Annotated in this window: 13 protein-coding genes; 11 read left to right on the top strand and 2 right to left on the bottom strand. The window is 46.2% G+C overall.

Annotated elements, in window-relative coordinates; all coding sequences use genetic code 11:
- Nucleotides 1–27: 27 nt before the first annotated feature.
- From BST96_RS17535 to BST96_RS17510, 6 genes are all read left to right on the top strand, one after another.
- Nucleotides 28–1,719, top strand: coding sequence for an alkaline phosphatase family protein (locus BST96_RS17535; RefSeq protein ID WP_085759945.1), 1,692 nt, complete (start codon nt 28–30; stop codon nt 1,717–1,719).
- A 28-nt stretch (nt 1,720–1,747) separates the two neighbouring features.
- A complete protein-coding gene (locus BST96_RS17530; protein ID WP_085759944.1) occupies nt 1,748–2,785 on the top strand; it encodes a phospholipase A in 1,038 nt (345 codons plus the stop codon).
- Nucleotides 2,786–2,855: 70 nt separating this feature from the next.
- On the top strand, nt 2,856–3,539 hold the full coding sequence (locus BST96_RS17525) for a potassium channel family protein (RefSeq protein WP_085759943.1): 684 nt from the start codon (nt 2,856–2,858) through the stop codon (nt 3,537–3,539).
- A 44-nt stretch (nt 3,540–3,583) separates the two neighbouring features.
- Nucleotides 3,584–4,006 (top strand): META domain-containing protein, encoded by a 423-nt coding sequence (locus tag BST96_RS17520; RefSeq protein WP_085759942.1) that lies wholly within the window; start codon nt 3,584–3,586, stop codon nt 4,004–4,006.
- 15 nt (nt 4,007–4,021) lie between these two features.
- Nucleotides 4,022–4,663 (top strand): YbaY family lipoprotein, encoded by a 642-nt coding sequence (locus tag BST96_RS17515; RefSeq protein ID WP_085759941.1) that lies wholly within the window; start codon nt 4,022–4,024, stop codon nt 4,661–4,663.
- A gap of 83 nt (nt 4,664–4,746) precedes the next feature.
- Complete coding sequence (locus tag BST96_RS17510) at nt 4,747–5,439, top strand: ceramidase domain-containing protein (protein ID WP_085759940.1); 693 nt, start codon at nt 4,747–4,749, stop codon at nt 5,437–5,439.
- Nucleotides 5,440–5,614: 175 nt separating this feature from the next.
- Here BST96_RS17510 and BST96_RS17505 read toward each other — a convergent pair whose 3' ends face one another.
- Complete coding sequence (locus BST96_RS17505) at nt 5,615–7,123, bottom strand: mechanosensitive ion channel family protein (RefSeq protein ID WP_085759939.1); 1,509 nt, start codon at nt 7,121–7,123, stop codon at nt 5,615–5,617.
- 560 nt (nt 7,124–7,683) lie between these two features.
- Between BST96_RS17505 and BST96_RS17500 the strand changes: the two genes are divergently transcribed.
- The 3 genes from BST96_RS17500 (at nt 7,684) to BST96_RS17490 (ending at nt 16,787) form a co-directional block, all read left to right on the top strand.
- Nucleotides 7,684–13,326 (top strand): autotransporter domain-containing protein, encoded by a 5,643-nt coding sequence (locus BST96_RS17500; RefSeq protein ID WP_085759938.1) that lies wholly within the window; start codon nt 7,684–7,686, stop codon nt 13,324–13,326.
- A 105-nt stretch (nt 13,327–13,431) separates the two neighbouring features.
- Complete coding sequence (locus tag BST96_RS17495; protein WP_085759937.1) at nt 13,432–15,909, top strand: AAA family ATPase; 2,478 nt, start codon at nt 13,432–13,434, stop codon at nt 15,907–15,909.
- A complete protein-coding gene (locus BST96_RS17490) occupies nt 15,909–16,787 on the top strand; it encodes a mechanosensitive ion channel family protein (RefSeq protein ID WP_157118006.1) in 879 nt (292 codons plus the stop codon). The genes BST96_RS17495 and BST96_RS17490 overlap by 1 nt, the downstream gene beginning before the upstream one ends.
- On the opposite strand, the gene BST96_RS17485 is transcribed toward BST96_RS17490, so the two are convergent.
- The gene (locus tag BST96_RS17485; RefSeq protein WP_240554835.1) at nt 16,784–18,214 is read right to left on the bottom strand and encodes a protein adenylyltransferase SelO; all 1,431 of its coding nucleotides are present in this window, start codon (nt 18,212–18,214) and stop codon (nt 16,784–16,786) included. The two genes, BST96_RS17490 and BST96_RS17485, sit on opposite strands and share 4 nt — an antisense overlap.
- 126 nt (nt 18,215–18,340) lie before the next feature.
- On the opposite strand from BST96_RS17485, the gene BST96_RS17480 reads away from it, so the two are divergent.
- A complete protein-coding gene (locus tag BST96_RS17480; protein WP_240554834.1) occupies nt 18,341–19,180 on the top strand; it encodes a formylglycine-generating enzyme family protein in 840 nt (279 codons plus the stop codon).
- 298 nt (nt 19,181–19,478) lie between these two features.
- Entirely contained in the window at nt 19,479–20,048 is a 570-nt protein-coding gene (locus BST96_RS17475; protein ID WP_085759936.1) for a VPLPA-CTERM sorting domain-containing protein, read from the top strand.
- Nucleotides 20,049–20,083 lie beyond the last annotated feature (35 nt).

Below are 20,083 nucleotides of genomic sequence, written 5' to 3'. Positions count from 1 at the left end.
TGGACAGAATGTTGCGAGGAAATCATCATGCTTAAATCGACTGGCTGGCTTTGTTTGCCCCTGATAATGCTATTTGCACTGAATAGCTTTGCAAGCAACAAGCCTCCTAAACTGATTTTGCAAATAACCGTCGATCAATTACGGGCAGACCTTCCGGGCCGTTTTCTTAATAAGGAGACTGACGGCGGTTTTAAATACCTCTATGAAGAAGGTGTGGTTTATCATAACGCCCATCATAACCACGCGAATACGGAAACCATTGTTGGCCATACCACGCTGGCTACCGGGGCAGTGCCTGCCATCCACGGTATGATTGGCAATGTTTGGTTTGATCGGGATGACAATCGCCTGATTTATAATATTGAAGACCCCAATTACCCCTTACTGAGCAAAGATGCCGACGTTAACAAGCAGACCGAAATAGATCCAACACAAAAAGCCGCCAATACCTCCGGGCGCTCTCCGCAAAAAATCCGCGTCTCTACTTTTAGTGATGAATTATCGATGCAAAGCGCCGGTAAAGCTAAAATATTTGGCGTATCCGTTAAAGACCGAGGTGCAGTAGCGATGGCAGGGCATGCCGGTAAAGCGTTTTGGTTCTCCAAAAAAACCGGCGAATTTGTTACCAGCAGATTTTACTATGAGGCTTACCCGCAATGGGTAATCGACTGGAATCGGCAAAACTACCCACAAAACTACGCCGATAAGGCCTGGGAGCTATTACAAGAGTCCAGCAATTATCTGATGGGTGATAAAGACGATCAGGAATGGGAGGTGGCTTTTCCGGGTTTTGGTCGTGTATTTCCGCATCAATATGGTAAGGGCGATAGCAAATACTTTACGACCTTCCTGACCTTAAGTCCGGCCGGTGATGAACTAACGGCGGATTTTGCCAAAACACTTATTCTTAGTGAAAATATCGGTGAAGATGATATCACTGATTATTTATCCGTCAGCTTTTCATCCACTGACTATGTCGGCCATTTATTTGGCTCGTCCAGTCTTGAGATGGAAGACAATCTGCAACGACTGGATAATACACTGGCTTCCTTATTTAAATTTATTGACCGGCAGATTGGTCTGAAGAATACCTTGATTGTGCTCTCCGCCGACCATGGTGGCGCTGATGCCGCCCCTTATGCTCAGCAGCAGGGTATTAAAGCCCATTATATCAACCCCAAAGAATGGAATACCAAACAGGCTTTTAGCGAGCTTAATCAACAATTTGGTGTCGATGAGGCGCTGGTTAAAATCTACTACCACCCCTATGTCTACCTGGATCATGAGGTGATCAAAAAAAATCAACTGGATATTCATGAGGTAGAGTCAGCTATAGCTGCCCAGATGAGTCAGTTCCCCGGTGTTGCCCTTGCGATACCCAGTGCCCAGATCGCCAAGGGCAATTTGCCGAATAACGACCTTTATAATGCCGTTGTCAATAATCATAACCCCCAGCGCAGCGGCGATATTTTTGTGGTGTTTGAGCCCTATAGTTTTATTAATGATATGGATGGTCTGGTAGTGGCGGCGCACCATGGTTCACCCTGGAAATATGATACCCATGTACCGGTGATATTTGCCGGTAATAAACTTAAAGCGCAACAGGTAGCAAGAAAGATTCATACCGTGGATATCGCACCTACCTTATCGGCGTTTATTGGTGCTAAGATACCCTCTGGTTCAGATGGCGATATATTAAAAGAAGTCGTTAAAAAATAACCGAAAGATAATAATTGGAGATTAACCTGTGAAGAAATTATCCCTGGCAACGCTTTTGTTTGCCGGCTTTGCATTGCCTGCGGCCGCTGGCACTTATGAGCAGTGTGTGCTCGATGCTGTTAGTAACCCCAACGGTGTCGAGTCGACCACTCAGATACGAGAACGCTGTAGTGAGGAGGCTGGTACATCAACCGTGGTTACATCCTCAGATAAATCTGCTCCCGCCGCCATGACGGAAACGTTTGAACGGGGTGCTATCTCTGAGCGTATAATTGCTGAGCGAGAAATCCAAAAAAGCCGCTATGCGATTTTGCCCCATAAGCAGAATTATTTCTTGCCGGTTACCCACACGTCTAAAATCAACCGTGAAGCCTATGATTTTGCCGGTGAGGCTTTTGCCGATGACCTGCGTCAGACAGAAGCTAAAATTCAGGTCAGCTTAAAAGTCCCGCTAAATAGCGAAGATATCTTTATGGAAGGGGACGGCATCTACTTTGGCTTTACCGCCACCTCATGGTGGCAGGTATACGCCAATGATATCTCGGCACCTTTTAGAGAAACCAATTATCAACCAGAAGTCTGGTATATGGGTGGACTGGATTGGCATCCCATGGGTGGTAATACCGGTTTTAAAGTGGGCATTGAGCACCAGTCTAATGGCCGTTCGCAGTTACTCTCCCGCAGCTGGAACCGCGTTTATACCACTTTTCTTTTTGAAAAAGATGATTTTGCCCTTGCTTTCAGACCCTGGTACCGCCTGAAGGAAGATGAAAAAGATGATCCATTGGACAGTGATGGCGATGATAACCCCGATATTGAAAAATATATGGGCCACTTTGACCTGACTGCGGCTTATCGCTTAAATGATCACGAGTTTTCAATGATCTTAAGAAACAACCTTCGCTCTGAAAATAAAGGCGCTGTTGAACTGGGTTGGAGCATGCCGATCTATGGCAATATCAAAGGTTATATGCAGTACTTTAATGGCTACGGTGAAAGTATGATTGATTATAATATTTCACAGGAGCGTATTGGTCTCGGTATTTTAATCTCTGATATGCTTTAAAACTCTGTCTGTAGAAGGGGGCCTCGGCTTCCTTCTACCTGTATCCATTGCAATGCCATGAGTTTGCTCTATGCCAACCACCTTAGATAACCACCTCTACCAACATCGTCCCTTTGGTTTTTTAACCTTGTTGATCATGCTGCTTTCTGTGCAGATACTTCCCGCTGTGGTTGCGGTTGATAACCGGGTGGATTTTTTGTTGTTTGGCTATACCCTGGTGTTATTTTCATCGCTCTATTTAGTGGTCTACGAAAGAAAAGAACTGATTATTGGCTTTGTATTAACCTTGCCTATGTTATTTGCCAATTGGAAGCTCTCTACTGATTCGGTTAATTTGCAAGTCGCCATTAACAGTGTTTTTTACATTGTTTTTCTGCTCTATGTATCTGTCTTTATCCTGCGCTACCTGTTTGAATCTTACGATGTTTCTTTCGATATGATTTGTGCCGCGGTCTGCCTGTATTTTATTGCCGGTATGATTTGGTCCTTTATCTATCTGTTGGTTGAATTACTTAACCCTGGTTCTTTTAATCTGGTAGAGACTGCTAGCGGTTACCGCGAAAAACTGACTGATCTTTCCTATTTTAGTTTTGTCACGCTGGCGACACTGGGTTATGGAGATATATCACCGATCACCCGAGCCGGGCGCTCCTGGGCAATTTTAGAGGCCATATTTGGTCAGTTTTATTTAGCCTGTGTCGTGGCCAGATTGGTAGCGTTACACTTAACGACCAGGACTACAAACAAGTCATAGGGCTAGCTCAATGTTAGCGACTCAGTTAACCACAGTTGGAGAGTATGATGAAATATTTAGCCATAGCTTTTCTATTCGCAGCCACCCTGACAGCCTGTAGCATGCAAGCAACTGACAATTTTAAAGACCAGTTAATGGGTAGTTGGCGCATTGAAATGATCAAGGACAGGCCGGTTATCGATTATAGTCCGGCCACCTTGCGTTTTGATGCCGATAACCGCCTTTCCGGCAATGCCAGTTGTAATAATTTTTCATCTACCTATGTCCTGACGGATGCCCGCTTAACGCTGGTGGCAGGAGCAATGACACGGAAAATGTGTCCTGCTGCTTTAATGGATCAGGAGTCGAGGTATATCACAGCCTTGACAGAGGTTCGCAGTGGTCGGGTCGATCAGGGCATGCTGTATTTAGAAGGAGAGGGTGGGGCGTTAATCTTTAAGGCGGCACCAATTGCACAAGCTGAATAATAAGTAGGTGTCACTATGCTACGTTTACTGCTATTTGCCAGCCTGATTTTTTTGGCCAGCTGTCATCATTTGCCCAACTCAGCCAGCGCCAAGGTGCTAACCATTACCGGGCTTGTCTATCCGCAAGCCCCATTGGCAGAAGGGGATTACACCGTCTCGATAAAACTTGCTGATGTGAGTAAAATGGATATTACAGCCACAGTCTTAGCCGAGACGACACTCTCAGCTACCGGGTTGCCACTCAGTTATAGCCTGTCCGTTGATGCCGGCACTCTTGACAGTAGAATGTCCTATGCCTTGCAGGCCAGAGTCAGCCACTTATCCGGCGAACTGGTCGCAATCAATGACACTGTGCATCCATTTATTGTCAGTGACAATACTGATTACGATATCCTGGTAAGGCCGCTAACGCTTAAACCCGGCCAGATTCAAAGACAATCCCTCAATTGTGCTGGCGACATCTATACCTTGGCGTTTTATGGTGAGTTTATACAGCTGAATAAAAGCCCTCGCGGTAACCGGCATATATTACCCCGGGTACGCAGTGCCTCCGGCGAAAAATACCAGCAAGGTGAGCAGCTAATCTTTTTAAAAGGCAGCAAGCCACCTATCGTTAAGCTCAATGGCCAGCAGCAAGAGTGCCAGTTGTCTGAGTAGCGTTTTGATAATGATCAAGGCCGGGATGGTCTGTCGTGATAGTTTGTAATCCCTATAGATGCAATATGGCGGAATAAGTATACATGGAATGGTCTAAACAGCTGGATGAATACTGTGAGCGGCTTGGCCCTGATTTTTGGGCGGAGCCGGTCAATGCCATTTCCAACCTCAGCTTTATTATTGGCGCGGTGTTAGCATTTCGTATTGGCAGGCAATGTAATGCCCATACACTGGGTAGCTACTGGCTAACGTCGATTCTATTTTTTATCGGTATTGGCAGCTTTATTTATCATACCTTTGCAACCTTGTTAGGTATGTTTTTAGATATGCTGCCGATCTATATTTTCCAGTTAAGCTTTGTCGTACTCTACGGCGCTGTGATTGCTCGTCAAATGGGAGCTAGGCCGCTATGGGGCAGCTTGGCATTGCTGGGTTTTTTTGTGGTATTGACCCTGGGTTTTATGCAGTTCCCCAGCGATATGCTAAATGGTTCAATTACCTATCTTTCTGCCTGGGTCTGTTTGTTATTTGCTGGCCTTTACCATGCATTAACCTTTACTACGCGCCGCTTTACATTGCTGTTAGCTGCTATCTGTCTGGCTATTTCACTCAGCTTTCGATCGATTGATATGGCGGTTTGTGAGTCATGGGGATTGGGTACGCATTTTGTATGGCACTTACTCAATGGTTTAACTTTATATCTTAGTATCAGAGCCTATATGGATAGCACTCAGGCCAGTAACAGAGTGGCAGCCGCAGCAGCACAAATACCATAAAAAGGGCCTAAGCCTGTAGGGTGGATTATAATCCACCAAACCCAGCCAAGCGCCCGTTATAACTGGTGGATTGTAATCCACCCTACGGTCAAACGTATTTGTCCCGGACAGCAACACACCGTTGCGGCAGCCCAATAATACATAGCCATCAATAATAGGGGCTAGCCTTTAGCGGCTAATCCTTTTTTAGCGCCAGCTCACCCGCGGGATAAAAATGTACATCTCGCTGCGGGAAGGGGATTGAAACCCCCTGGTTATCAAATTCACGTTTAACCGTTTCAGTAATATCCCAGTAAACATCCCAATAGTCATCGGTTTTAACCCAGGGGCGACAGACAAAATTAACCGATGAATCAGCCAGCTCATGAACGCGAACATTGGGTTCGGGTTCATCCAGTACAGCAGGGTGCTCGGCCAGTATTTTCTCCATAATTTTTTTCGCAACGGTAAAGTCGTCGCCGTAACTAATGCCAAAGACCAGGTCAACACGCCGTACATCGCTGCCGGTTATATTGGTGATGGCATCATTCCAGACACTGTTGTTAGGCACCGTGATTAATTTATTATCGAGGGTTTTAATCGTGGTTGAAATTAATGTCATCGAATCAACAATACCCGATACGCCACCCACACCTACTTCAATAACATCATTAATATCATAGGGGCGGTAAATCAAAATCAGCACACCACTGGCAAAGTTGCTTAATGTCCCTTGCAAGGCTAAACCGACTACCAAACCTGCGGCACCAATCAAGGCGAGTACTGGCCCTGTATTAATCCCAATAATGGGTAAAATCATAATCAGACCAATAAAAAAGACTGTGCGGCGGGCGGCTACTTTTAAGAAGTTTTCCAATAAAAGAGAAACAGAATTATGGCGAGTTAGTTGATCAGTAATACGCCCAGCAGCTTTTGCCAGCAAAACAATTACAATAACTGCCAATAAAAACTTAACCAGATTAAAGAAGAGTAGCAATCCACCGTCCTCGGACTTCATCCATTCGTAGGCAGATTTCCATGCAGTGGTGCTGTCCTGAACATTAATCTTGATACCCGATACGGCAGCGGTGTAGAGACGTAGCTCCTTAACATCTCCGCCCTTGGCTTCCAGTGCATCGAGCACTTTATTAAGTCGATCAACCCGACGAGTCTGCTGCAATCGAAGGCTGGCAATACTATCCGCTAGTTCAGATTTTTCCTGCTCCAGTTCTTTGCCTTTATTTTCAACTTTAGCAATCGATTGTTCACTAGCGGTGGCAGTGAACTGTTTAATTTTATCGGTTTTAACATTAAGGTCCTGGCCAATTTCCATTAATGCCGCTTCAGCTTCTGCAATATCCTCAGTGTCGCCACTTTTTTTGGCGGCAATGATATCCTCAACTTCACCGGCAGCGTCGTCTAACAGGGCGGTTTGGCGGCCAATTCTTTTACTTTTAATTTCCAACTTGGTCACGGTATGCAGGGTTTCTGCCAGTATGCTGTACCAGGCTGCGGCTTCTACTTCCAACTCCTGTTGGTTGAGTGGCAGTAACATAAGCACTAAATCTTCAATAGCTACTTCCGGGTTCTGGTGAGTAACCGCCTGGTAAGTTTCCTGAGCTACAGGCTTAGGGCTTATCAGCAATAACACACAGGCTACAACGGTGAAGCTAGAAGAAAATATTGAGTAGAGTTTATTATTCATAGAGACTCCTTGGCTTTATGTTTATAGGATATCTTGTGTGGATTATAGGGGTGGATTATAGGGGTGGATTATAGGGGTCGATTATAGTGGCTGATTAAGCAACAAACTAGCCGCCGATAAGACTTAATCATAAGGTATAGCTGCCTATATTACATGTAATAAATAATCACTGATAGCCCGATTGAAAAGCCGGGTTGCCTTTTGCTTTTGGACAAGGCAAAATTTGCTTATCTAATAAGGATAATAAAACGTTGATGGAATCGGCTTCATATTGATTTCCCAAACACGGACTTACTGTTAGTGCTGCATCCAGAATTTATGGTGCAGGCCGGCAGGCAGTTGTTCATTTTATCTTGCTGTTATTACGATTTGGCTGCTTACCTTTGCGTAAAAGCCAGCGTTATTTTTGTTAACGTATAACAATCTACTGAGTAGCGGGAAGCTATCAAGCCAATCTTACAAGTTTGATCGATAGGATTTAATCGGTGATTTGTAGTGTATGTGCAGGATGCCACCCTTCTCTGATAATTATAATTAGTCACTATTTCACAGGGATAAACATGAAAAATCTCAGCGCTTCTTACACCGTTGCTCTCGGTGGGTCACTGCTTTTTTCTTTATCGGCCTCAGCAGTCACTATTACCGGCACGGAAACTACCCAACCTATATTGACCTCCGGTGATGACCTTATTATTACCGCAGGGGGGAGCATTGATACCGGTGGTGCCTTTTCTCCAGCGGTTGGCTTCAATTCAGTAACTTACGGCTTATTTGATAATGCCGGTAGTATCATTAGTTCCGAGACGAATTTTATCCAAGGTGCTGTTGATTTTCAAAATGCCACCCTTAGCAATGGCTTTACTAATACCGGTAGTATTTTTTCTACCAGCACCAATGCTGCTGATCCAGCGACTGCGGTTACACTTAATAACTCTACCATTACTAACGGTTTTACTAATACCGGCTCTATGAACGGTAAAGCGGCGAGTTTATACCTGACCACGTCTTCAGCCATTGAAGGCGGTCTTATCAATAGTGGCACCATGACCGCTGAATTTGCTTTTGGCGCTGAAGTGGGTATTGGGCTTGATAACAATTCATATATTAATGGAGGCATAGATAATAGCGGTCTTATCGAGGGTTTAGAGCTGTCCTCTGCTGCACATATTAGCGGAGGGATAAATAATACCGGGTCTATAGCTACCGAAGGCCCGGGCAAATGGGCTATTAGTTTATCCGCTGCCACCATCGATGGCGGTATCACTAATAATGGCACCGGCGTTATTTCTGCCACAGATGGTGGCGGTATTGTTTTATTTTCAAGCGGCGCCAGCATTACGGGTGATATCAGTAATGCCAGTGGTGCTGCCATTATTGCTACTGCTGGCTATGATGGTATCCGTTTAGAAAGTGATGTGTCTTTGATCGGTAGTATTCTTAATGATGGTTCAATTAGCGGCGGCTTTGGTGGTATAGATACTCGAGTAAATTCAATTATCACTGGCGACATTATCAACACTGGAGTGGTGTCCGGTGAGTTTTCGGGTATTACCCTGGGTGGGGCACTTTCCGGTAATATTGAAAACTCAGGAACCATAGAGAGTACTGATACCTTCAGCTCAGACGGCGTCAATATTTCGGGCACAGTGTCTGGTAGCTTGATTAACCAGCTTTCCGGGCAGATCGAAGGAGTGGGGGTTCTCGGTGGTACTGTGACTAATGGTATCGTTAATGCTGGCGATATTATTGTTGATGTTAATAGCTTCGCCATAGCTATTCAAAATGGTGGCACTATATCCAGCGGTATCAATAACACCGGCACCATTTCAGGTTTGGATGGCATTAATGCTTATGACGACTCTACTATCTCCGGAGATATTGTTAATGCAGGCCTTATTGAGGGTGTTGGTCGTCACGGTATTGAGTTAGGAGAATCCAGTTTTAGTGCTGCAAGCGGCCTAAGTATGACCGGTAATATTATCAACAGCTCCAGTGGTGTTATTGATGGCTTGAACACAGGTCTATCCATTAACAATGTGAGCATGCTGGATGGCTCTGTCGATAATAGCGGCCAAATTTCTGGCGGTAATACCGGCTTAAATATTAGCAATAGCGCAGCGATTAATGGCGATATAAGTAATACTGGCGGCATTAACGGTGGCTCTATCGGTATCCATGTTAACAACAGCGGCGTTGTTAATGGGGATATTTCTAATATAGGTGTTATCACCGGGCAGGATGCAGGCATTAGCCTCTTTAATGCAGCCACTGTTACCGGGGATATTATTAACAATAATTCTATCACCGCTACAGGCCTAAGCTCGCCCAATGGTGCCAGCGGCATTGCTATCTCGATTGGCTCCACTATTGACGGAAATATTGTTAATAACTCGCTATCCACAATTTCTGGTTCTCAGCGTGGCATTATATTGGCTGGTAATGGTTCAACCGCCACCGTTAACGGTGCTATTAATAATGCAGGCACTATTGAAGCAACTTCAACCGATAGCTCGGTTGCTATCGCTCTATTTGATAATGCCTTATTGGGACAGGGGCTGGTTAATCAGTCGACCGGCGTTATATCCGGCCATAACTATGCTGCCCTTGTTGGTCAATCATCAACACTGAATGGCGGTATCACTAACGCTGGTACCATGATAGCCACGAATAGCAATGTTGACGACGGTACTGGTTCCTCCGGCATTTTGTTATTTGATAATGGCAGTGTCACTGGCGGCCTGCTCAATTCTGGCTCTATCTTATCATCAGGCCCCGCTGTGCTTTTGGTCGGTAATAGTTCATTAACCGGTGATCTTGTTAATACCGGTACTATAGAGGGTAGTGCTGGTATCGAGGTTAACGGGTCATCTATTGATGGCGATATCATTAATAGCGGTACCATTACTGCTACCACTGAAGATTATGCCGGTATCGATATATTTACCGAGTTAAACCAGGCGCAGGATGCTGCAGTACCAGCCACTATGACCGGCGGTATTATTAATAGCGGGCTTATCGAAAACACAGCCACGCTGTTAGACGATGGCGATCCCGCGCCTGCTATCTGGCTGGATGGTATTGATCTGCAGGGCGGTATTGTTAATGAGGCTAACGGTATTATTCGCTCCGCTGCCAGCGAAGCGATAGTGATTGATAATATCGATAGCCTGCAAGGTATTGCCATACCGCGGACAGTCGTTAGAGGTATAAGCAACGATGGTGTTATCGAAAGTAGCAATGGCTTGGAGTCAGCTATTTCACTCTACGGCGGGCAAATCACTGGCGGTGTTTTTAATAACAGTAGCGGTGTGATCAGCGGTGCTCAGGCACTGCGTATTACCGGTATCACCAGTGATGAAACCGAAGACTTCGATAACGATATAGAAACTGAGTCTATCAAACAGGATACCACCAGCGGCATTACCGGCGGCATTAGCAATAGTGGGCAGCTGCTTGGCACCATTGATGCCAATTTGGTAAGTTCAGCCTCTATCCCTTTGTTTTCTAACAATGCGGTTGATTACGGTACGGTCTCCATCAGCCATGGTGCTTCCGTTGACTTTATTAGTAATAGCGGCCTGATTCAAAATACCGGTGCTGCACCCGCTCTAAGCATTGGTAGTAACAATGATATTGCTAATCTGCCGCCGGGTGGCGATCCTCAAGATATCGTACTAGGCCTGCCTCTGGCGGTTGTCGAGCCAGGCTCGATCACTGGCAACCTGGAAAACTCCGGTAATATTATTGCCGACAACAATGCGGCTATCTTCCTGAATAACGGTGCTATCAACGGTTCCATTCTAAATAATAGCAATGCCACTATCGACGGTTCAGGGGGCGGAATTATTGCTTTTAACAGTGCTATTGCTGGCGATATTATTAATGCCGGTGACATTATTTCTGCCGGACCAGAAGGTCCGGCTCTCAATAATGGCTATGGTATTGATATACAGTTATCCAGTGTGGGCGCAATCACCAATAGTGGCACGATTACCGGCGGTTTTATCCTTGAAGACTCTTCCATGAGTGGTTTTTTTACTAACGAGGGTTTGTTGCAAGCGGCGGCTAATGGCGGCGATGCTTTTGTTGTCCGCGGTAGCAGCAGTATTAACCAGCTGAGTAATAACGGCTCACTGATTGGTGATGGTGCGATAGTGGTTGAAGCGGGGGCTCAGCTTAACGCGCTTTTTAATAGCGGAAACATCAGCGGTACAGATGTGGCGATTGCAGCTGTTGATAGCGGCTCAACTATCAATCTTATCTTCAATGGTGAGGGAGCAACAATCACAGGGGGCACTCAGGGTGCGATTGTGGCTGCTAATGGTGGTTCGATTGCTGAGGTCGATAATCTGGGTACTATTATTGGCGATACCGTGGTTACGGCTGACGGTGATATTAATTCCGATGTGGGTAATGTTTATAATGAAGGCACCATGGGCAATGTTAGTGGTGCTGACTATGTCTATAACGAAGGCGTTATGGGGAATGTTAGCCTTAATGGGGGTATCTATAATAGTACCGGCGGTACATCCGGCACGGTAACGGGGGCTGGTATTTTCTTTCTGGCCACTACTGGCTCCGAAGGCTTGGCCCCAACAGCAGAAACCGTTAGCAGGATCAACGGTGACTTTACTTTCGATGGCTCTTTATTTCTTTATGGCATTGTCTCTACAGACGCCGGGTTTACAGAAACCGCTCGCCTTGACGTCACTGGTGATGTTGATGTGCGCGGTGCCTCCGTCATTATTGAAACCACTTTTGATAGCGTGATGGCAGTGGGTGACGATTTTAGTATTTTATCAGCGGGCGGCAGCTTGAACTCTGATATTAGTACTGCCAGCGGTGTCACCTATGATTATGACAATACTGATGCCGAGGCCTCCGGTATTGACCCCGTAACAGGGCTCTATGTTGAAGACACGTCACTGGTACTGGACTATACCATCGAGCAACGGGGCAATCAGTTATTTGCCGTAGTAGGCAGCAACGATGTCAATGATGCCATTGCAGAAATTTATGTAGAGATTGAAGATGAAGAGTTAGACGTCTTTATTGATACTACAGGTGGCTCTAACGTACTTAATACGGCTGAGGCCTTAACCGATATTTCCGACAGTGGTGATATTGCTGAAGGTTCTGAGCTTGATCAGGCACTACAGGCACTGCAACAAGATTTTGGTGAAGGTGATGAAGTCGCACTGGTTAAAGCGGTTGATAGTCTTAGCCCGGAAACCGTAGAGGCGGTTGCGGTTTCAGTGATGAATGCCGATAGCGTCGCAGCCAGTACCGTTAATAATCGCAGCACAGCGCTACGTGGTTATTATGGCTTTAGCGGCGCGATGGCGGGCGACCCCATGGGTATTAATGGTTTCTGGATGCAGGCCTATGATAATGAAACGGATCAAAATACCCGTGATGGTATTGACGGTTTTGACGCCGATACTTACGGTTTTGCACTGGGTTTTGATAGTGCCTTAGGCGAGCAAGTCAATGCCGGTCTGGCCTTTAGTTATGCTGATACCGATGTTGAAGGTAAAATTAAGTCCAGTGAAATGAGTATCGATAGCTATCGGCTAGCCCTCTATGGCAGCTACAATGCCGACAGCTATTATCTGGATGGTCAAATAGCGTATGCTTTTAATGAGTATGAAACCGACCGCCAGATTGACCCTTCACTCACGAACTCACCACTGGTAGCCAGTGGCGACCATGATGGCGACCAATATAGCCTGCGTTTTCGCGCTGGTTACCCATATGCCACTGAAAATGGCTGGTTTATTACGCCTAAGGCTGAGTTGGATTACACCTACCTGTCAGAAGATGACTACCGTGAAACCGGTGCTGGTAACGTTGGTCTGGAGGTAACCTCGGACGATGTTGAGGTTCTTATCCTGGGTATCGGTGTTAAATTTGCGTATCCTATAAGCACGGCCAATGAAATCACCTGGATCCCTGAATTCAGTGTTGATTATCTCTATGACACTATCGGCGATGAGGTAGAAATCGACTCGAACTTTATCGGTGTTAGCGGTGGCGGATTTATTACGCGTGGTGCCAATGTAGAACAGGAAATGTATAAAGCCAGCCTTCGTTTGCGCGCCTTTGGCCAGGGAGCCTTTAGCTTCTCCGGTGGCTATGACTATATCGAAAAAGATGAGTACGATAGTCACTCTATTATGGCCACATTACGCTACGATTTTTAGCCGCAGCGATCAAGCCCTTGCCAAGCCAGTATCTTATCCAGAGACTGGCTTTTTTTTTGTCAGCGCTATACTCTAGGGCAACGACAATAATTAATAGATTACAGTATGCCCATTCGTCCTGTTTATCTGCTTGCATCTTTGCTGATAGCCTTATTAACGCTATCAGCCATGGTCTATGCTGCACCGGCTGGTCAGCAGCAATCCTTGCTGGTGACACCCTCTGCCAGCGCTGAGACCAACACGGCTAGCGAATTAGCGATCAAGCAAAACCTTGCCCCCGCTAAAACGGCCAACAAAGGCAGCCCCAACCGTAAAGAACAGTTGGCCAATTTCAAACAACAACTGGCCAACTTTAAAGTCAGCACCAATGATGCTAATAATTACTTTGAGCAATTACGTGACGAAGTCCGTATGCGGCTTTGGCAATTTGAAATGGCACTGGACTCTGCCAACGGTGTCTATGATGCCGCCATTGTTGATACCGCTCAACTTGAGTCAGACCACCCGGGTTTTGCCAAGGCTATGTACCAGTTGCCAAAAGGCATTGTCACTGTAGACCAGCTCTATAATGATTTGCTTGAGCTCTATGCTGTGCGTAATGGCGCCCTGCAATTAGTCAGCTCAGCACGCCGCCAACAGGCCACCGGTGCAGCCCTGATGGGCATGCAAGAGTTACGCTCTGAGTTTGACCTGATTAAACTTAATCTACGTTACCAAACCCTTAAGCTGCCTCAGGCCTATCTTCAACTGCAGGATATGCTGATTCAGGCGCCCGTGGCCTTGCTATGGATTGTGATTCAATTTTTACTGGTGATTCTGGTTTTTCGCTGGTGGCGGAATTGGTTGCCGGGCACATTGCAAAAAATGCGTGCCAGCTTGTTGTCTATTAGGCCACGCACCCAGGAAGTAGTCTCCCGACTGCGGGGTCTATGGTATGTCGATCAAGTGCGGGCGCCCATTGAATGGTTGCTGCTGTTTGGCTTTCTCTTTAGCTTATTGCAATTTGATGGTCTTGAGTTTGTCCGCGAGACCGCGGCGATTATTGTGCAGTGGGTTCTCTTTGCCTGGATAGCCGTTGTATTACTTAATGCGCTGGCTGCAAGGGGGGCGGGTGGCCTTGCCGGCGAAACCGCCAAGCTACGTTTGCACAGTATGCGCTTAATCGCCATCTGGTTAATGTTACTAGGGCTCAGTGTTGATCTGGTCGATAACCTGGTAGGTGATGCTGCACTGATCAGCTGGATATGGCGAATTTTCCAACTACTGACTTTCCCGTTGGTATTTCGCCTGCTTAGCATTTGGCATATGGAGCTCTATATCCGTTTGCAAAGGGAGTCAGAGCCAGAGGTACCCGAAGACATTTATGCCGCTCAGCGGGGCGTTAAACGGTGGCTGGGTTCAGCCAAAGTAGGCAGTCTGTTATTAACCAGTTGGCTGCGCAGTAGTTTACTAAAAAGAATCGATAATCTGGACGCCTCAGGTGCTGCTGGTAGTGATAAAACCGCTAACAACGAAGAGCAACTGGAGCCAACTTCCAGTGATATCCACCAGGCTTTACGTCACTCCGATGAAGTTCTACCGCGTTATTCGCGCACCGAAAGACGCCAATTAATCGAGCGCATTAATGCCGATGAAAGTGGTGTGGTGAGCATTGTTGGTGAGCGGGGCATTGGTAAAAGCCTTTTCCTCAATCAAGTGGCTGAGGCCCATAACCATAACTCTATTCGTATTGATTGTCGGCGCGGCAGCTTTGATATTGTCTCCGCTGAATTTTTACGTCAGCTAGGGCTTAGTGACATTGAAGCGACTGATGACATCATTAACGAAGCCCTCAGCAAGCAGGATATTCGGCTGGTAGCCATTCATAACATTCATTTACTAGCCAGACCTGTTATGGGTGGGCTGACAGAACTGGCCAAGCTGACCGATCTGTTTGTTAGAGTGAATGTGCCATTGATTTGGGCTATGTCCGTTGATCGTTATGCCTACCATTTTATGAATCAGGCCAGAGCCGATTACTATGTTGCTGAGTCGATTATCCATTTGCGTAGCTGGACCGAAGAGCAAATTGGTGACCTTATAGAAAAGCGTTGCGAGTCGGCGGGGATTGAACCGGACTTTAGTAAAGTGAGAGTGCCGCGCCAGCATATGGATACCGAGCAGGATGTGATTGAGGAGCGCAATCGTGCAGGTATCTATGCGATGATTTCTTCACTCTCCCGCGGCAATCCCTCTATCGCCATGCGCTTGTTTGCCGAATGCCTGCGGGTTGATAACAAAGGCAAGCTGCGGGTCTCACTACCTGCAAACCTGGATGCCCAGTCTTTAGAAAACGCCTCAATCAATATGTTATTAGTGCTACGAGTGATTGCGCAATCAGAATTAATCAGTATTGCCGATATCAAAAGAAACCTGCGCTTTGATCAACCCGTGATTGAGGCCACGTTAAATTTTACCGTGCTGGCAGGTTGGGTTGAACATCAGGACGGTCTGTACCGTATTACCTGGCCCTGGTTTCGTACCATTACCAGAATACTCGCCCGTAAAAATTTGTTAGCGGGTGTACGTGAGGAGGCCGTCTAATGCTGCGACTTATTTTTAGCCTGGGCCTGCTGCTGTTATCCGGCAATATATTAGCGGAAGAGGCCAAGGGCACTCAGGATAGCCTGCAAATTATTGGCCAAATGGTCAATTGGGCCGGAGTTGGTTCATCGGTAGTGTTATTAATTGGCGCCTGGTTATTACTTAAGTTTGTCGACAATCTGGTTGAAGAGCTCTGTGTTGCCTTTGCCAGTAGCCGCCTAACCATTCAGCGCCTCAACGCATTCTTTCATTTCTTTATTTATTTTATTGCTGTTGTCGGTGTGCTGTTACTGAGCTTTGATTTTAATCGTCAACTGTTGGCCGTTATCGGTGGTGGTTTAGCGGTATCGATTGGTTTTGCCAGCCGGGATTTATTAGCGTCGATTGTCTCGGGCATTATGATTGTTTTTGATCGTCCCTTCCAAGTAGGTGACCGGGTTAGTTTTGGTGATCAATATGGTGATGTGCTGCAAATTGGTTTGCGCTCGGTTAAATTGCGTACCCTTGACGATAGTATTGTAACCATACCGAATAATTTGTTTTTAAACGATGTGTCTTCCAGTGCCAACTTTGGTGTACTGGATATGCAGATAGAAACTGATTTTTATATTGGTGTAAATGAAGATGCGGCATTAGCCAGGCAGCTGGTACGCGAAGCGGCGGTTATTAGCCTTTATATCTACTTACCCAAGCCGATTATCGTTAATGTAGAACAAGTGGTGCTGGACTCAACCGTGGCGCTAAGAGTGCGTTTAAAAGCCTATGTGCTGGATACCCATTATGAAAAACGTTTTACTACCGATATTACGCTACGGGTATTAGATGCGTTTAAACAACATCATATTCAGATCCCGGCACTGCGCCATCAAAGCCTTTAAGTACCACAAAACGTTTGATAGCTGGCATCTTTATCTTCTGCGGCGCCCTGATAATCTTTAGTGGCCGCTATCTCACTATAAGGGCTACGCAGTACTTCGAGAATATTCTCAGCCGGTGCGGTACTGCCGCTTTCTTCACAGGCTTTTAGTACGCTTTCAATATGATGATTTCTGGGAATTACCACCGGGTTATTGGCCTGCATTAGAGCTTGTGAGCCAGGTTCTAAGCGCGCCTGCCATTGTGCAAACCATTCGTTGCAACTGTCTGGCAGCGGGCTATTCCCCTTGATTGAATGCGTTAGTTGATGAAAGGTCTGGGTATAATCGAGTTCATGACTTTGCATGGATTCTAACAATGTTTCGATTAATACCCGGTCTTGCTCAGTAATCTCCGCTATACCTAACTTGGCGCCCATCATTGAAAAATAGGCTTGGTCAAAGCGTTCACTAAAAGACAATAAAACGGGCTCAAGGCTGGCAATGGCCTGCTTTTCTTCTGTATTTACCAGCGGTATCAAACACTCCGCCAAGCGGGTCAAATTCCATACCGCAATATTAGGCTGGTTGCCAAAGGCGTAACGACCCTGAGTATCTATCGAGCTATACACAGTGGCGGGGTGGTAGCTACCCATCATCGCACAGGGGCCAAAATCAATAGTTTCTCCGCTGATAGCGGTATTATCTGTGTTCATTACACCATGAATAAATCCCACCCGCAGCCACGCCACCATCAGTGTAATTTGCCGTTCTAATACCGCATCCAGAAAGGCAATAGCCTTGTTTTCTGCGTTATTATCAAGCTCAGGAAAATGCCGCACAATCGCATAATCCAATAGGGCTGATAAAGACTCCAGATCTTTTCTAATCGCAAACCAGGTAAATGTGCCAATGCGAATATGACTGGCTGCTATGCGAGTAACCACTGCACCGGGTTTAACCGACTCTCTATAGACCGGGTCTCCAGTAGCTACCACCGCCAAGCATCGTGATGTAGGCACACCCAGAAAATACATTGCCTCGCTCATAATATATTCTCGCAATGCCGGGCCTAGTGCACAGCGGCCGTCGCCTTGGCGGGAGTAGGGCGTCCGACCTGAGCCCTTGAGCTGTATATCAAACCTGCGACCTTGTTTATCGAGCAATTCACCCAGCAAATGTGCGCGGCCATCGCCTAATTGTGGGTTGAGTTGACCAAACTGATGACCGCTATAAGCCAGCGCCATACTATCAGACCCTTCGGGTAGTTGATTGCCGGAAAATATGGCTGCCTGAAGTTGCTGGTCGCCGCGCAGGCTATTGCTTAGCTCAAGCTGTTCAGCAAGAGTGTCATTCCATAACAATAAGCTTGGAGCAGTCACAGGCGTGGGTAATATGCGCTCGAAAAAGCTTTCTCCGAGTTGGGCATAGCTATTAGTAAATTTAATCATCAGCAGGCTTCAATCAATAGAGGGATATTCGCACAATAGTCTAACAGCTAAGGCATTGCTCGCGTATAATAAAATGCTATACACCAATTTATTGTCGTTTGAATACCAGCCTTGCAGGATCAATTAATGCCTCACTTTATTAATAAGCCTTATCTAATGCATCTATGCCGCAGATTTATCAGCCTGTTATTGCTTTTAGTATTAATGGCAAGCACAAGCTGGAGCCAGAATTTTTCAGCACAAGAAACGCATAGCCTGCTTGATAAATTTGTTTGGGTGGAAGGTGGCAGTTTTACCATGGGCTCAACCGCTGCCACAGCAAAGGAAATGGAGCAGCCTGCCCATACTGTCCAGCTAAGCGGTTTCCAGATAGCCAAAACTGAAGTAACCCAAAGCCTGTTTCAGCGCATTATGGGTTGGAACCACAGTTATTTCCCCTGTGCAGATTGCCCAGTCAATAATATCAGCTGGCTTCAGGCCAATGAGTTTATTAAACGCCTCAATGCTGCCACCGGCTTGCTATTCTCGCTACCCTCAGAGGCGCAATGGGAATACGCCGCTAAAGGTGGTGCACAATCCAGAAGCTATATCTATAGCGGTTCCAATAGCATTGCTGATGTCGCCTGGTACGCCGATAATGCCAAACGCCGCAGTCATCCCGTTGCTCAAAAACAAGCCAATGAGTTAGGCCTCTATGATATGACCGGTAATCTTTGGGAATTTTGTATTGATGATTTTAAACAAGGCGCCTACCAGAGAAACCAAGAAACCGTTAAAAACCCGGTACTCACTAGAGACGTGGATGCAAGAGCCCGTACTGTCAAAGTGATCCGTGGTGGCGGCTATGAATTTTCCGCCAATGAATCAGAAGTTTTTCGCCGTGATGGTACTACCAGCAATGTCAAAATGCCGGATATCGGTTTTAGGTTGATTCTAAATAACCCAGCAGTCAGCGCCACTCAATAACCAGAAGGGAAGCGCTGGCGCCTTCAGGTAAACCTTGGATAGCGGCCCTCTTAAACCAAGCTGACCGTTGATGAATAAACCATTTAGGTAAAAGTTCACAAATGTGAAGTCTTGTCGGAGTTCTTTACACAACGGGTTTGACTGAAAATGTCGATTATACGATTATCGCCGGATTGATGATGCCAACTACCGCTTTAATTGGTTTTTCAGCTATTAGCGTAGAGGTACGCCGCGAACGTTTTATTGAAACAGCACCGCTTTATTTTAAACCAACAACAATAAAAAACAGGACGTCACCATGTTAAAAACAATTATTCCTTGCATGATTGTCTTTTCACTGTCATTGCCTGCTTATGCAGCCATTATACCAATCAATCTAACACTGACTGGCTCCTTTGTTTACCATGACAACCCCTCCAGTAATCAGCATATATCAGGTGACGCCACAGGCACTTTTGATACTGAAACAGGTGATCTGCAATGGGATGGGATCACAGACTATTTTATCACTGCCAATAACTTTAACTACTTAACGCTAGGTTATTCAGCCATTTTACCTGCCGATGACGTGTTCCGCTCGGCTAACAGGTCATGCTCTTCAATAGACCCCAATATCTGCCCCAGCATTACTTACAATGTATTTGTTGAAGGCTCAACCCCGGCTGATGAGCTGGATATATGGGAAGTCAGCATTGATCAGACCGGCAACGGCAGTATTATCTACAGCGACACCTACGACCCAAATGATGGTTTGGGTTCAAGAACCGATGCCTTTACCTACACTGTGAGCAGTGTCCCTGTGCCTGCGGCGGCCTGGTTATTTGGCTCAGCTATCCTCGGGCTGGTGGGTGTTAAGCGTCAACATTAAGCCCGTAGAAAGAGCAAGACAATAAGGCTACTTCG

The organism is Oceanicoccus sagamiensis, assembly GCF_002117105.1.
Taxonomy (GTDB): Bacteria; Pseudomonadota; Gammaproteobacteria; order Pseudomonadales; family Dasaniaceae; genus Oceanicoccus; species Oceanicoccus sagamiensis.
Note: the sequence above shows the minus strand (reverse complement) of the source record. Positions and strands in the feature narration are given on the sequence as shown.

Bases quoted from the DNA above. Each gene is read 5' to 3' on its own strand.
- BST96_RS17535 (WP_085759945.1), top strand. From the start codon at position 28: ATGCTTAAATCGACTGGCTGGCTTTGTTTGCCCCTGATAATGCTATTT.
- BST96_RS17525 (WP_085759943.1), top strand. From the start codon at position 2,856: ATGCCAACCACCTTAGATAACCACCTCTACCAACATCGTCCCTTTGGT.
- BST96_RS17520 (WP_085759942.1), top strand. From the start codon at position 3,584: ATGATGAAATATTTAGCCATAGCTTTTCTATTCGCAGCCACCCTGACA.
- BST96_RS17515 (WP_085759941.1), top strand. From the start codon at position 4,022: ATGCTACGTTTACTGCTATTTGCCAGCCTGATTTTTTTGGCCAGCTGT.
- BST96_RS17510 (WP_085759940.1), top strand. From the start codon at position 4,747: ATGGAATGGTCTAAACAGCTGGATGAATACTGTGAGCGGCTTGGCCCT.
- BST96_RS17505 (WP_085759939.1), bottom strand. From the start codon at position 7,123: ATGAATAATAAACTCTACTCAATATTTTCTTCTAGCTTCACCGTTGTA.
- BST96_RS17500 (WP_085759938.1), top strand. From the start codon at position 7,684: ATGAAAAATCTCAGCGCTTCTTACACCGTTGCTCTCGGTGGGTCACTG.
- BST96_RS17495 (WP_085759937.1), top strand. From the start codon at position 13,432: ATGCCCATTCGTCCTGTTTATCTGCTTGCATCTTTGCTGATAGCCTTA.
- BST96_RS17490 (WP_157118006.1), top strand. From the start codon at position 15,909: ATGCTGCGACTTATTTTTAGCCTGGGCCTGCTGCTGTTATCCGGCAAT.
- BST96_RS17485 (WP_240554835.1), bottom strand. From the start codon at position 18,214: ATGATTAAATTTACTAATAGCTATGCCCAACTCGGAGAAAGCTTTTTC.
- BST96_RS17480 (WP_240554834.1), top strand. From the start codon at position 18,341: ATGCCTCACTTTATTAATAAGCCTTATCTAATGCATCTATGCCGCAGA.
- BST96_RS17475 (WP_085759936.1), top strand. From the start codon at position 19,479: ATGTTAAAAACAATTATTCCTTGCATGATTGTCTTTTCACTGTCATTG.